Origin of the sequence: Telmatospirillum siberiense, assembly GCF_002845745.1 — a bacterium.
Taxonomy (GTDB): domain Bacteria; phylum Pseudomonadota; class Alphaproteobacteria; order Rhodospirillales; family Magnetospirillaceae; genus Telmatospirillum; species Telmatospirillum siberiense.
On sequence record NZ_PIUM01000024.1, the window covers coordinates 89,303 to 103,876 of the forward strand.

Consider the following 14,574-nt stretch of genomic DNA (forward strand, 5'->3'; position numbering starts at 1 on the left):
GCCGGACGCTCAGAAACCAAACACCCGGTATGGACCGCCGATTAATTGAATTAGTGCATGAGAATTCGTCGGATGCTCATGCACCAGAAGCGAGGCCGCAATGACGGAGAGCGCGAAAAAAGACAACGACCCGCGTTCGCCTGAAGAGCAGGCGGTTGATTGGCATGTTCGGTTGCGCTCCGGAAATACCAAGGAGTTCAATCAAAACGCTTTCGAAGAATGGTGTCGACAAGATCCGGAAAATCGTCGGGAATTCGAGAAAACCGAGGCGGTTTGGCATGCGGTGGAGCGCTTGCGACCGATCTATGGACAAAGACAGCGGCGCAGTTGGGCACGGACTCACTGGATCGGCTTAACCGCCGCCGCCCTGGCCGCCGCCTTCACCGCATGGATTCTTGTTTCGGACGATCCTTGGCCGACACTTACACCGACATCGTTCGCGACGGACAAGGCTGACCACCGAGATGTCACCCTCAGGGACGGCACGATCATCCATTTGAATGCCGACACGCTCGTCGTGACCGAGACAAGCCTATGGAAGCGCCGCTATCGTCTCGAACGGGGCGAAGCGATATTCGAGGTTGCGCACAACAGCTTGCGTCCATTTGAGGTTACAGTGGACAAAGCGATCATCCGCGACCTTGGCACACGCTTCGATATCCGACGAGAGAACCAAGGCGCCCGTCTTTCCGTGTTCGAAGGTTCAGTTGAACTGAACATTTCCGACGGCCAGCAAAACCGTGAAATTCATGAGGGTCAGGCCGTCCATTTTGGTCCCGGCACTATTTCGCAAACCACTCCCATGGCAGAACAAGCATTGACAGCTTGGCGAAACGGTCGGTTTACCTTTGCCGACTCTCCGCTTGAAGATGCCGTCGTCCAGCTAAATCGCTATCGACAAAATCGCATCGTCATCCGCGATGCCGCCATTGCCAAGTTACGCATCAGCGGAGTTTTCGACACCAACAACACTGACGGGATCCTGCAGGCGCTGGAACTGGCTCTTCCCGTTGTCGTTCAACACGACCCAACCAATGGACAAGTCCTCCTTTTGGCAAAGTCCACCACCGTCCAACCGAAGCCTTAGCATTGCCCGCAGCCTTGCGGCATCGACGCAGTATCCGTTGGGGACCGTTACCTCCTCCTGCCCAAAAATTGAAAAATGTCCATCCCGACGTCAGGGAGGGAATGAACTCGCTCGTCTATGGTTCAGGTGGCGCCTTCCTGCCGCCGGTTTGCAACACCATAGGGGGATTACCGGATGTCGGTGGATGTTAAAACAGCAGGCAGAATCAAACGGCGCAAAATATTTATATTCTACGTCCTGCTGGCAAGTCTGGCCACGGGATCAAGGCCGAGTCAGGGGTGGGCGGAAGACGTGAGCACCGACACGCCCCCCCCAGACGCGGCATCAGCCTCCAATATCGAAGACGTCGTGGTGACTGCTCGGCGACGCGAGGAAAAAGCGCAGGATGTGCCGATTCCCATGACCGTGCTGGGTGGCGACGCATTGACGGCGACCGGCACGTTCCGGATCGAGGATATAGCTCGACAGCTTCCTAGCACCAATGTGACGGTGAACAACCCCCGGCAGAGCAGCATAGCCATCCGCGGCATCGGCAATAATCCGGCCAGCGACGGGCTTCAAACCGCCGTCGGTGTTTTCCTGGACGGCGTCTATCTGGGGCGGCCGGGCATGGCGGTATTCGACCTGACCGATCTTGATCAGCTGGAAGTGCTGCGCGGTCCGCAAGGAACGCTGTTCGGCAAGAACACCACTGCCGGCGCACTGAACATCACCACCAAAAAACCCAGTTTCACCGCCGGGGGATCGGTCGAAACGACGTTTGGCAATATCGGCGATCGTGAAGTCAAGGCCAGCATCACCGGACCGCTGGACGACAACCAGGCCGTCCGCCTCAGCGTCTATGACACTTCCCGCGACGGACTGCTGCATAGTGTCGCCACGGGCAAGGACTATGATGATCGCACCCGTTATGGCGCACGAGGACAGTGGTTGGCCAATATCGGGGATAATCTGACGCTGCGATTTATCGCTGAATACAACAATGAGGGCGATCGACAAGGCCCCACTGCCCCCTATAAGGAAATCAATGGGGCCGCCATATGGGCACAATACGCCAGATACAAAATAGATGCTGCCGCCCTAGGCCTAAATATCAGCACACCATCTCAAGGACATAACATTTATGGCACAGATATCTATATCAACGACCAACAGTATATGAAGGTGGTGCAGGGGGGCACCACCTTGCTGACCGACTATGATCTCGGCAACGGCTTCTCGCTGGCCTCGGTCACCGGCTTTCGCAGCTGGGATTTCTATCCGATGAACGACAGCGACCAAACCAGCATGTCAATCGTACCGTCTGGCGGCGTCAACAATCGTGACAAGCAGTTCAGCCAGGAACTGCGGATATCGTCACCCACCGGTGGTCCGGTCGACTATACCACGGGCCTTTACTATTTCCTCCAGCGGCAACGGACACACGGATTTTCATATTACGGCAGCAACGCCACCCTCATTGCGGATTATCTGGGCAGCTACAACTACGCGACGGGCGTTTTTACTCCAGCCACGGCCAAAGCCGCCAGCTATGTCAACAAAGATATCACCACGGATTCGCGCCTGGGCACCAGCAGCGCGGCGGCTTTCGGCCAGGCCAATTGGCATCTTACCGACCAACTGACGCTGACCGGCGGGCTCAGAAACACTTACGAGAACAACAACATCTCCCTCTGGCGCAATCTGGACAATACCGCCGCCGCGACTGCGGGCAATCCGAACTATCAGTCGGTCAACTATTCCAAGGTCGACAACAATTTGAGTGGCACCTTCGCACTCACCTACAAGCTGAACGACAATATCAGCCCTTACATGTCCTTCAGCCATGGCGCCAAGGCCGGTGCAATGAACAATTCACCACCAACCGGCAGCCTCATCACCCCGAACGTTGTCATCGTGCGGCCCGAGAAGATCAATGATGGAGAGTTCGGCTTCAAAAGTCAGGCGTTGGGTCACAGGCTGACCTTCGATGCTGATGCCTTTTACTCCTTGGTACAGGATTATCAGGCCAACAGCACAACGGTTGATCCGGCGACCGGATTAAACACAACCACCTTGCGGAATACGGGCTGGGTACAGAGCAAGGGCGTTGAGATCGATAGTGCCTACGCACTCGGCAAGGGACTAACAGTAAGATTCAACAGTTCTTACAACCAGGTGACCTATCGCTCCTTCCGCAACGGCTCTTGCGCCGCCGAATATAAGACATCCGCCGCCTATTGCGACCTGACCGGCCGCCCGGTGGCCGGCGCGCCCAAGTGGATCAGCGCCCTGGACACCCGTTACGAGAGATCTGTCGCCGACGGATGGATCGGCTACATCGAAGCCCAATACAATTATAAATCGTCATTCTTCGGCCCTTGGGTCCAGGACGATTCGGCCTTCAGCAAGGTCAAGGGGGTCGGCCTGACCAACCTGTGGATCGGCTCCAAGCTGCTTAATAACCAACTCGACGTTGCCCTCTGGGTCCGCAACATCTTCGACAAGCGCTATGTACTCTACACCAACGGCGGCACCAGTGGCGCTTACACCGCCTATCCCGGAGATCCCATTGCCTTTGGCGCAACCGCCCGAGTGACGTTTTAGTTCATAGCTGGCGATGGAAGTACTGGAAGCGACACCATCCATCGCCAGCAAGAGCGCCCCGAAAAAGAACATCCTATGGAAGGACCGAATGTCGGAGGAGGATGAACCTTTTGGTAGAGCGAAATGGCGGCAGATGGCGTCACTCTGCGCCCTGGCATTCTTCTTGGCTGCCGAGTTGGAGCCGCGCCAGGGATGGGCGGAAGCCACCGCTGTCAAACTCGATATCGCCGCCCAAGATCTCGGCTCGGCTATGGAGGCCTTTGCCAAACAGACCAAAGCTCAGATTCTGTTTCCTTCCCAGATCGTCAATGGCCTGAGAACAAATGGAATATCGGGAATTTACACACCAGCCGCGGCTTTGCGCCAATTGCTGAATGGAACCGGCCTGACGATCATCCCCAACGGAGAAAACAACTTCATCCTGACAGCCGAGACATCGGGGAAGCAATCCCTCCCGGCATCCTCATCGACATCCAACATTGAGCAGGCCGAGGACGTCGTGGTGACCGCTCGGCGGCGCGAGGAAAAAGCGCAGGATGTGCCGATTCCCATGACCGTGCTGGGTGGCGACGCATTGACGGCGACCGACACGGTCCGAATCGAAGATATCGCCCAGCGGCTTCCCAGCACCAATGTGACGGTAAGCAATCCCCGGCAAAGCAGCATAGCCATCCGCGGCATCGGCAATAATCCGGCCAATGACGGCTTACAGCCCAGCGTCGGCGTTTTCCTGGACGGAGTCTATCTGGGGCGGCCGGGCATGGCGGTATTCGACCTGACCGATCTTGATCAGCTGGAAGTGCTGCGCGGTCCGCAAGGAACGCTGTTCGGCAAGAACACCACTGCCGGCGCACTGAACATCACCACCAAAAAACCCAGTTTCACCGCCGGGGGATCGGTCGAAACGACGTTTGGCAATATCGGCGATCGTGAAGTCAAGGCCAGCATCACCGGGCCGCTGGACGACAACCAGGCCGTCCGCCTCAGCGTCTATGACACCTCCCGCGACGGACTGCTGCATAGTGTCGCCACGGGCAAGGACTATGATGATCGCGCCCGTTATGGCGCACGAGGACAATGGCTGGCCAATATCAGGGACAATCTGACGCTGCGATTTATCGCTGAATACAACAATGAGGGCGATCGACAAGGTGTCTCGGCGCCTTATAAGGAAATAAATGGCGCCGGCGTCTGGGCTCAGAATGCCAGATACCAGGCGGATGCTGCCGCCCTGGGCCTCAACAGCCGAACCTTGTATCAAGGGCATAGCATCTACGGCACCGATGTCTATATCAACGACCAGCAATATATGAAGGTGGTCCAAAGCGGCATCTCGTTGCTGACCGACTATGATCTCGGCAACGGCTTCTCGCTGGCCTCGATCACCGGTTTTCGCAACTGGAATTTCTATCCGCTGAACGACAGCGACGGCTCAACCCTGTCGCTCCAACCGGAAGCTGGCGGGATTAACCACGACAAGCAATTCAGCCAGGAATTACGAGTATCGACCCCCACCGGCGGCCCTATCGATTACACGGCTGGACTTTATTATTTTCGACAGCAGGAACGCGTCCATATTTTTAATGTTTACGGCAGTTACCTCACCCTGCTGGAGGACTTTCTGGGCAGCTACAACTACGCGACGGGAATATTCACCCCCGCCACACCGGCAACGGCCAGCAGCTATCTGAACAAAACCGTAACGACGGACTCACGCCTGGGCACCAACAGCGCGGCGGCTTTCGGCCAGGCCAATTGGCACCTTACCGACCAACTGACACTGACCGGCGGGCTCAGGAATACTTATGAGAACAACAACATCTCCCTCTGGAGGAATCTGGGAAATACCGCCGCCGCCACCGCGGGCAATCCGAACTATCAGTCGGTGAACTATTCCAAGGTCGACAACAATTTGAGCGGTACCCTCGCACTCACCTACAAGCTGAACGACAATATCAGCCCCTACATGTCCTTCAGCCATGGCGCCAAGGCCGGTGCGATGAACAGCCAGCCGGCGACCGGCAACCCCCTCACGCCGACGTCTATCATCGTCAGACCGGAAAAAATCAACGACGCGGAATTGGGTTTCAAAAGCCGATTACTCAACCGTCGACTGACTTTCAACACCAATGCCTTCTACAACCTGGTTCAGGATTATCAGGCCAGCGGCACGGTGATTGATCCGGCGACCGGACGCAACACCCAGACACTGCTCAACACCGGCTGGGTACAGAGCAAGGGCGTTGAGATCGATAGTGCCTACGCACTCGGCAAGGGACTAACAGTAAGATTCAACAGTTCTTACAACCAGGTGACCTATCGCTCCTTCCGCAACGGCTCTTGCGCCGCCGAATATAAGACATCCGCCGCCTATTGCGACCTGACCGGCCGCCCGGTGGCCGGCGCGCCCAAGTGGATCAGCGCCCTGGACACCCGTTACGAGAGATCTGTCGCCGACGGATGGATCGGCTACATCGAAGCCCAATACAATTATAAATCGTCATTCTTCGGCCCTTGGGTCCAGGACGATTCGGCCTTCAGCAAGGTCAAGGGGGTCGGCCTGACCAACCTGTGGATCGGCACCAAGCTGCTTAATGATCAACTCGATATTGCCCTCTGGGTCCGCAACATCTTCGACAAGCGCTATGTGCTTTTCACCAACGGCGGCACCAATGGCGCTTATACCGCCTATCCCGGAGATCCCATTGCCGTTGGGATGACGACACGGGTGACATTCTAGATTGGCCGTCCGGTCCTTGCGTAAGGCGTCACCACGAATGAACCATGCCATAGGAATTCCGCATATGGCGCAGGAGGTCTAAAGATGTCGGCTACGGATATGTTGCGCAGAACATTTCTCCTCAGCACGCTTGCCCTCAGCTCGAGTGTCGCGCTGGGCTCCCCCAGGCCAAGTGCGCGCCGTCCAAACATTATTTTCATCCTCGCCGATGATATGGGTTACGGCGATGCGAGCGCTTACGGACAGCTCAAGATCCATACGCCCAACATCGACCGTTTGGCCAAAGAGGGAGTGCGCTTCACGCAAGGATATGCAGGTGCGCCCGTCTGTGCGCCATCGCGATGCGCCTTGATGACGGGGATGCACACGGGGCACTGCCGAGTGCGGGACAATTTCGCCTTGTCGGCGGGGCATGTCGGACACAAGAACACAGAGGAAATCCGACGGGCCAGCCTGACGTCCGAAGATCACACCGTCGCGGAATATCTCAGGACCGCCGGGTACCATACCGGCCTGATGGGTAAATGGCATCTCGATGGCTACGACCCGGATGCGATTCCCAATAAACTCGGCTTCGACGAGTTCAGAGGCTGGCTTACTCAGATTGGCTCGACGCAAGGCTACTGGCCCGAGAAGCGCGCCGACAACGATCGCCTCATCGACATTCCCGAGAATGCCAACGGTCGGCATGGCCGCTACGACACCACAATGATCACGGAAGATGCCATCGACTTCATCACCCGCAACAAAGCGCAGCAGTTCTTCCTCTATGTGGCCTATGACAGCCCGCACAGCCCTTATACCGCTCCGGATTTTGGCCCCTACGCCAATCATCCGACCTGGGCCGACGACGAGAAAACCTATGCGTCGATGATCTATTACATGGACCGCGGCATCGGTCAGATCCTAGACACCATCAAGCAATCCAATCTCGACGGTGAAACGGTCATCTTTTTTGCTTCGGATAACGGCCCCCGCTCCGAACCGACGGCCCAACAAACCCGCGTGGTCGACTTCTTCGATTCCAATGGCGGCCTGACCGGCTATAAGCGGGACATGTACGAAGGAGGCATCCGCGACCCCTGGGTCGCCCGCTGGCCCGGACATATACCGGCTGGTACGGTCAGCGAGGTCCCCGTCTACTTCCCCGACTTTTTACCGACCGCGCTCGATCTGGCTGGCGCCCCGACACCGCAGTCGGACGGCGTCAGCTTGCTGCCATTTCTTCTTTCCCCCCAACGAAGAGCCAATGGTCGCGTGCTATATTGGGAGTTTTACGAACCGGAATTCCGCCAGGCGGTACGCTGGGGAAAATGGAAGGCCGTGCGCCTGACGCGGGGCGGCCCGTTGGAACTTTATGATGTTTCGGTCGACCCATGGGAAAGCAAAGATATCGCCACCAGACATCCCGACATCGTCGCGGAAATCGAACAAGCGATGGCTCGGGAACATGTCGCGTCGCCTGAATATCCTGACCCCTTGTGAGTTTCCGGAAAAACGAAATGACCGCCGAACGCCCGCACAAATCCTGGGGCCGCAGTACCCAAGCATTTCATGTCATGGCGAAACCGAGCGGCCCCGAGTGCAATCTGGGCTGCCAATACTGCTTCTATCTGGAAAAAGAAGCTTTGTTCCCGGTAGGGGAGTCCCGCCGGATGTCTCCCGATACACTGGAGGCTTACATCCGCAATTATATCGATTCACATCCTACGGGACAGCCCGTGACCTTTGCCTGGCAAGGTGGAGAACCCACCCTTCTGGGCTTGGACTTCTACAAACGCGCTGTCGCACTGCAACAGCATTACGCCCATGGCGGACTCATCCAAAACGCCTTCCAGACCAACGGAACGCTGCTCAATGACGACTGGTGCGATTTCTTCGCCGAGAACGGTTTCCTTATCGGACTCAGCCTCGACGGCCCCGCTCATATTCATGACCGCTATCGCGTCAACCGATCCGGCGCACCGACCCACTCAAAAGTCATGCGCGCCTTGCGCACCCTGCAACGCCACGATGTCGATTTCAACATACTGGCCTGCGTCAACAATCTGTCATCCCGTTCGCCTCTGGAAATTTATCGGTTTTTCCGGGATGAGGGAACCAAGGTCATCCAATTCATTCCGATCATCGAGCGGACGTCGGCAGGCGATTATCGACGACAAGGCTTCACCTTGGAAGGTCCCATGAACAATAAGGGGATCTCCGACACCCAGCCGACAGTTACCGACTGGAGTGTCGAACCGGCTCGCTGGGGCAGTTTTCTCACTACAATTTTCGACGAATGGATCGCCACGGACGTCGGAGACATGTTCATCATGAATTTCGAATGGTCTCTGGCGGCTTTCATGAACCGCCGCGGAGTTATTTGCGTTCATCAAGAAAATTGCGGGCGTGCCGTGGTCGCCGAGCACAATGGCGACGTCTATTCCTGCGATCACTTCACCTATCCTGACTATCGCCTCGGCAACCTCATGGAGGCCAGTTTTACGGAAATACTCGATTCTGATAAGCAGAAAATTTTTGGATCAAATAAATCAAGAGCGCTTCCGAACAAATGTCATCAGTGCCAATATCGACGCGGATGCTGGGGGGGCTGCCCAAAACATCGTTTCATAAAAACAGAAGATGGAGAATATGGCCTAAATTATTTATGCTCTGGATATTTTAACTACTTTCAACATATCACACCTTATCTAAGCACTTTAAGAGAGCTGATCACGGCCCATCGGCCCGCTCGCGACATCATGGATATGACGCTCCCCATCGATGGCGGGTCGCAGCGGTAATGACCAACGCGCCGAAAGCAAAAACGGTGGGCTTGCGGATCACCGCAGCCCACCGTTTCTTTTTCCGAAATGAGACCATCCGGCCTTGCGCTAATACCAAGTCTCGATGAGGATGACTCTTCGAGACTTGGTATAACGTCTTTTCCCGTGGGACTAGACCGCACTCGAGAAAGCGGCCTCCACAGTTTTGCGGGACGGCCCCCGCATCAGCAGTTCCTTCCACTTCCGCAAGGAGGCGCCCAGAATGACGACGCCCAGGATCAGCATGACGATCGAGATACCGGCGTTGAACAGGTTGTAGCCCTTCGCCGCCTTGTTGAGATAGACGTTGGCGATCATCCAGTATCCCGCGTAATTCACCGTCACATACAGATAGGCGAGCGGGATCAGGCAGGTCAGCATGTAGCGGCGCTTGGTCGACAGCCGCAGGATCATGGTCGCCCCGATGGCCAGGCCGATGGCCGCCATCAACTGGTTGGAAACGCCGAACAGCGCCCATACCGAATTGATGTCGCCCGAATTCAGCAGATATCCCCAAGCCAGGCAGGCCAGGACGCTGGCGCCGATCGACCCCGGCATCCAATCCAGGCGCTTCAGCGGCGCATAGAGGTCTCCGCCCAGATCCTGGATCAGATAACGGGCGACGCGGGTGCCCGAATCGATGGCGGTCAGGATGAACACGGCCTCGAACATCACCACGAACTGGAAGAAATAGGACGACAGGTGGGCGAACCACGGGATCTTGGTGAAAATGTAGGACATGCCGACGGCCAGGGTGACGGCGCCGCCGGTCCGGCCATAGAGATCGATGCCGATCTGCTCGGCCAGCATGGGCAGGTCGACCACCTGAAGGCCCAGGGCCTTGAAGGTGGCTGGGGCGGAATTGATGGCGAAATAATCGGCCGGATGCAGGGCCGTGGCGGCGATCAGGGCCATCACGCCGACGACGCATTCGGCCAGCATGGCGCCGAAGGCCACCGTCTGGATGTCGCTCCACTTGTCGACCAGCTTGGGCGTCGTGCCCGAGCCGATGAAGGCATGGAAGCCCGAGATGGCGCCGCAGGCGATGGTGATCGAGATGAAGGGCCAGACCGGGCCGTTCAACACCGGCCCGCCGCCGTTGATGAACTGGGTGAAGGCGGGGAACTGGATCTGCGGGTTGATGAACAGAACGCCGACCACCAGGGCGCCGAACACGCCGATCTTCATGAAGCTCGACAGATAGCCGCGCGGGGTCAGCAGCAGCCAGACCGGCAGCGCGGTGGCGAAGAAGGCGTAGACCGGCAGAGCCAAGCCGACCGTCTGCTCATGAAGATTGAGCCACTCGCCGATGACCGAACCCTGGATATAGGGACCGGCGAAGACCGAGGCCAGGATGGCGAAGATGCCGACATAGGTCGCGCCCTTCGAGCTGCCGGTGATCCGTTCGTAAAGCCCCAGCGCGATGGCGATCGGGATGGTCATGAAGACCGCGAAGGTCCCCCAGGAATTGCGTTCCAGCGCATGGACCACGACCATCGACAGGCCCGCCATGGTGATGGTGATGATGAACAGCATGGCAAGCCCGGTGCTCCAGCCGGCCACCGGCCCCAGCTCGGCCTTGGCGACTTCGGAGAGCGACTTGCCCTGATATTTCATCGACGCGAACAGCACCACCGTGTCATGGACGGCGCCGCCGACGACACAGCCGATCAGCAGCCACAGGAAACCCGGCAGATAACCGAACTGGGCGGCCAGCACCGGCCCGACCAACGGGCCGGCGGCGGCGATGGCGGCGAAATGCTGCCCGGCGTTCACCCATTTCTTGGTCGGCACGTAGTTTCGGCCATCGGCCAGGGCGTGCGACGGCGTGACGTCGGAATCATCGGCGCGCAAAACCTTGCGAACGAAGAAGACCCCATAAAATCGATAGCATATGGCTAGGATGCATAAAGCCGCGATGACGAATGAGACCGCATGGTCCATGGCTATTCTCCCCAAACAAACTGGGGAGAAGGCTAGCCAAGATTTATGGGTATTGGGCGCCGGAGCGGCTGAGAGGTCGCCGGCTGGGCGTCAGTCGTCGACAGGAAAGGCCGAGAGGTGGAAGACACCGGCACGGAGGCCGGTGCCACTAACCATTTTTTAGTGGCACCGGCCTCCGTGCCGGTGGTCCTTCACTCCCCGACAGCCCACACCCATGGATAACCAGCCATGTTCGGCCAGCGCTTGGCAGGGTTGTTCAGGATATAGGTTCTTTTTTCCGCATATTCGGCCTCGTCCCGAATGACCCGATCGAACGATTCATCTTGCCAGACGCTTCCCAAACGTCCGTACCGCCGCTGGAGCGTGTATGCCGAAAATGATTTCCAAGAGTGCAGAATCTGGTGCAGCCGCCAAGGTTCCACGGCTTCGACCATCACATGCACATGGTCGTTCATGACCACATAACCATGCAGCCGGTAACGATGACCTTCGAAACGGCGTAAGATCGCGACCACGCCGTCACGTTCCGTTTCGGATAACTCTTTCTGCGTCGGATGAAGGCGCCAGGTAATGAAATAGGAGGCTCCATCCAATCGAAAATGGGGAAGGTTGCGGCGGGAGAAGTGGAGAGGACCTGGCATTGGGAAAACCGCTCATGTTTCCTTTATGGAAACATAATGACATAGGGCGCCCGCCTCTTACAACACCGGCACGGAGGCCGGCGATCACTCGATGCCCAGGCGGCTCATCAGGGGGCCCAGATAGTGACGGCTGACCGGAACCGTCTGATCGGCCAGGGTGCGGATCTCGGCCAGGCCGTTCTCGACGAAACGGATTTCCTTGATACGCTCGGTGTTCACCAGATGCTGACGATGGCAGCGGAACAGCGAGGTCTTGTCCTCGAGCGTGCGCAGGGTGAGTTCGGTGAAACGTTCCTGCCCGTCGGCGCCGATGATGAAGATGCCGCCCAGACGCGAAGCGACGAATTCGATCTCGTCCAACCTCATCAGAAAGATGCTGTTCAGCCCGGAACAGGGAATCTGGCGGAGTTGGCCGTTGCCGGCGAGAGCCGTGACATCCTGCGGCGCCTGGTCGCGGCGCAGGCGTTCCAGGGTTTTTTCCAAACGCGCCGGATCGGTCGGCTTCAAAAGGTAGTCGAAGGCGTGCTCCTCGAAAGCCTGAACCGCGTATTCGTCGTAAGCGGTCAGAAAGACGATGCGCGGCATGCGGGCCGGATCGAGCATGGCCAGCATCTCGAGACCACTGATCAATGGCATCTGGATGTCGAGAAACACCACGTCGGGCGGCGCCCGGTTGATCGCCCCGATGGCTTCGACGGCATTGGCGCATTCGCCCTGGATTTCGATGTCCGGGGCGTCCCGCAGCAGGCAGGCCAGTTCCGCCCGGGCCCGAGGCTCGTCATCGACGATCAGCACCTTGATCATGCCACTCCCCCCTCCAGGGGCACACGCAGGGTGACGCGGGTAAACAACTGGGGCTCGCAAGAGATATCAAGACCGAATTGTTCTCCGTAGCGATTCTTGATCCGCCGGTCGACCAGGCTCATTCCCAGACCGTCGCCGCCGGGACGCTTCTCGTAAAGACCGGCGTTGTCCTCGACGCTGAGCAGCAGGTCGCTTCCGTCCCGCCGGGTCCGGATGCGCACCCGGCCGTCGCCGATCAGCCGCGACGTGCCGTGCTTGATGGCATTTTCGACGATGGGCTGGAGGGAAAAGGTGGGAAGCCGCGCCGACCCCAGATCCCCCGGCACATCGATTTCGACGGACAATCGTCCGGTGAAGCGCGCCAATTCGATCTGCAGATAGGCGTTCACATGTTCGATCTCGTCGGACAGGCAGGCCTCGTCGCTCGGCCGCTTAAGGTTCTTGCGGAAGAAAGTCGAAAGATTGAGCACCAGTTGGCGAGCCAATTCCGGCTCGGTGCGGATCACCGAGGACAGGGTATTCAAGGCGTTGAACAGGAAATGCGGATTGATCTGCGCCTGCAACAGCTTGATTTCCGACTGCGCCAGCAATTGCTTCTGTTGCTCGTAGTGATGCTTCTGCTGTTCGTAGCGTCCGGCCAAAATCTGGGTCGACAGCAGCCGGGCAATGCCTTCGCCCAGCGTGCGATTGATGGTCGAGAACAATTTGGTGCGCGGCTCGTAAAGCTTGACCGTGCCGATCACATGCTCGCCCTCGCCCCGCAAGGGAATCACCAGCGAGGCGCCCAACCGGCACTGCGGACTGATGGAACAGTGATAAGCCACCTCGTTGCCGTCGGCATACATCACCTGGTTGTCGGTGATCGCCTGCATGGTCTGCGGCGAGGTGATCGGCCGGCCGCGCAGGTGATGGTCGTCGCCGATGCCGATGAAGGCCAGCAGCTTCTCGCGGTCGGTAATGGCCACCGCGCCGACGCCGGTCTCCTCATAGATGATGCGCGCCACCTTCATGCTGTTTTCTTCGTTGAAACCGCTCCTGAGCACGCCTTCCGCCCGCGCGGCGATCTTCAGCGCCTTGGCCGAGAAGACGCTGGACTGCTTCTCCACCATCACCCGGCGGTCCAACAGGATGCGCATGAACATCCCCGCCCCCAGCGTATTGGCGATCCACATGGGCAGGGCGACGCTTGCCACCACATGCCAGGCGACGTCGAAGGGCCTGGTGACCAGCAGGATGATGGCCATCTGCGCCACTTCGGCGACGAAGGTGACCAGAGAGACGCGCAAGGGCTCGAACAGACTGTCGATCTTGCCCCGCTTGATCAGATGACGATGCACGATGCCGCCGATCAAGCCTTCGGTGATGGTCGAAATGGCGCAAGCCAGCGCCGTGCTGCCTCCTAACGAATAACGGTGCAGGCCGCCGGTCAGCCCCACCGCGAACCCCACCGAAGGTCCGCCCAGCAAACCGCCGAGAACGGCGCCGATGGCCCGGGTGTTGGCGATCGAATCGTCGAGCTTGAGGCCGAAATAGGTCCCCATCACGCAGAAGATGGAAAAGATCAGATAGCAGGCCACCTTGTGCGGCAGGCGGATGGTGACGTGCATCAAGGGGATGAACAGCCGCGTCCGGCTCAAAAGGTGGGCGATCACCAGATAGACGCAGGTCTGTTCGAGCAGCGAAATGGTGAGGTGCAAGGACCCGACGATCATGCGGGGAAAACCGGCGCGATAAAAACAAGGGGGAGATGATCGCGCGATCCGTCTTCCTTGAGGATGGCGAGTTGTCCCAGTGGTCGCATGATCCGCGCCACCGGTCGCCGGAGGCCGGCCAGTGGCGGAGTACGGGGCCCAACACCGGCCTTATATGAGGGGCGGCGTGTCAACGGGAAAGTTTTTTCTGGAAGAGCTTTCTGGTTCAGGCAAGCATGGGGGTTTGGCCGACCATCGGGTCGGCCATGATGGG

General features: G+C 58.2%; 9 protein-coding genes. 5 read left to right on the forward strand and 4 right to left on the reverse strand.

Features of this window, described 5'->3' with window-relative positions:
- Positions 1-100 precede the first annotated feature (100 nt).
- From CWS72_RS18735 to CWS72_RS18755, 5 genes are all read left to right on the forward strand, one after another.
- Positions 101-1,087: a FecR family protein gene (locus tag CWS72_RS18735; RefSeq protein WP_101252155.1), complete on the forward strand. Its 987-nt coding sequence runs from the start codon at positions 101-103 to the stop codon at positions 1,085-1,087.
- A gap of 174 nt (positions 1,088-1,261) precedes the next feature.
- A complete protein-coding gene (locus CWS72_RS18740) occupies positions 1,262-3,673 on the forward strand; it encodes a TonB-dependent receptor (protein ID WP_101252156.1) in 2,412 nt (803 codons plus the stop codon).
- Between the two features lie 88 nt (positions 3,674-3,761).
- Positions 3,762-6,413 carry a TonB-dependent receptor gene (locus tag CWS72_RS18745; RefSeq protein ID WP_158240723.1) on the forward strand — a complete coding sequence of 884 codons (2,652 nt, stop codon included), beginning with the start codon at positions 3,762-3,764 and terminating at the stop codon, positions 6,411-6,413.
- A gap of 84 nt (positions 6,414-6,497) precedes the next feature.
- On the forward strand, positions 6,498-7,898 hold the full coding sequence (locus CWS72_RS18750) for an arylsulfatase (RefSeq protein ID WP_101252158.1): 1,401 nt from the start codon (positions 6,498-6,500) through the stop codon (positions 7,896-7,898).
- 17 nt (positions 7,899-7,915) lie between these two features.
- Entirely contained in the window at positions 7,916-9,199 is a 1,284-nt protein-coding gene (locus tag CWS72_RS18755) for an anaerobic sulfatase maturase (protein WP_199175792.1), read from the forward strand.
- A 153-nt stretch (positions 9,200-9,352) separates the two neighbouring features.
- Here the strand turns inward: CWS72_RS18755 and CWS72_RS18760 are convergent, their stop codons facing one another.
- The 4 genes from CWS72_RS18760 to CWS72_RS18775 form a co-directional block, all read right to left on the reverse strand.
- A complete protein-coding gene (locus CWS72_RS18760; RefSeq protein ID WP_101252159.1) occupies positions 9,353-11,164 on the reverse strand; it encodes a carbon starvation CstA family protein in 1,812 nt (603 codons plus the stop codon).
- A 191-nt stretch (positions 11,165-11,355) separates the two neighbouring features.
- Positions 11,356-11,805: a transposase gene (locus CWS72_RS18765; RefSeq protein WP_101252160.1), complete on the reverse strand. Its 450-nt coding sequence runs from the start codon at positions 11,803-11,805 to the stop codon at positions 11,356-11,358.
- An 84-nt stretch (positions 11,806-11,889) separates the two neighbouring features.
- The gene (gene btsR / locus CWS72_RS18770) at positions 11,890-12,609 is read right to left on the reverse strand and encodes a two-component system response regulator BtsR (RefSeq protein WP_101252161.1); all 720 of its coding nucleotides are present in this window, start codon (positions 12,607-12,609) and stop codon (positions 11,890-11,892) included.
- Complete coding sequence (locus tag CWS72_RS18775; RefSeq protein WP_101252162.1) at positions 12,606-14,321, reverse strand: sensor histidine kinase; 1,716 nt, start codon at positions 14,319-14,321, stop codon at positions 12,606-12,608. The genes btsR and CWS72_RS18775 overlap by 4 nt, the downstream gene beginning before the upstream one ends.
- Between the last annotated feature and the right edge of the window lie 253 nt (positions 14,322-14,574).

Excerpts from the sequence above, each read along its gene's own strand:
- CWS72_RS18775 (WP_101252162.1), bottom strand. The coding sequence starts at position 14,321 with ATGATCGTCGGGTCCTTGCACCTCACCATTTCGCTGCTCGAACAGACC.
- CWS72_RS18750 (WP_101252158.1), top strand. The coding sequence starts at position 6,498 with ATGTCGGCTACGGATATGTTGCGCAGAACATTTCTCCTCAGCACGCTT.
- CWS72_RS18765 (WP_101252160.1), bottom strand. The coding sequence starts at position 11,805 with ATGCCAGGTCCTCTCCACTTCTCCCGCCGCAACCTTCCCCATTTTCGA.
- CWS72_RS18760 (WP_101252159.1), bottom strand. The coding sequence starts at position 11,164 with ATGGACCATGCGGTCTCATTCGTCATCGCGGCTTTATGCATCCTAGCC.
- CWS72_RS18745 (WP_158240723.1), top strand. The coding sequence starts at position 3,762 with ATGTCGGAGGAGGATGAACCTTTTGGTAGAGCGAAATGGCGGCAGATG.
- btsR (WP_101252161.1), bottom strand. The coding sequence starts at position 12,609 with ATGATCAAGGTGCTGATCGTCGATGACGAGCCTCGGGCCCGGGCGGAA.
- CWS72_RS18740 (WP_101252156.1), top strand. The coding sequence starts at position 1,262 with ATGTCGGTGGATGTTAAAACAGCAGGCAGAATCAAACGGCGCAAAATA.
- CWS72_RS18755 (WP_199175792.1), top strand. The coding sequence starts at position 7,916 with ATGACCGCCGAACGCCCGCACAAATCCTGGGGCCGCAGTACCCAAGCA.
- CWS72_RS18735 (WP_101252155.1), top strand. The coding sequence starts at position 101 with ATGACGGAGAGCGCGAAAAAAGACAACGACCCGCGTTCGCCTGAAGAG.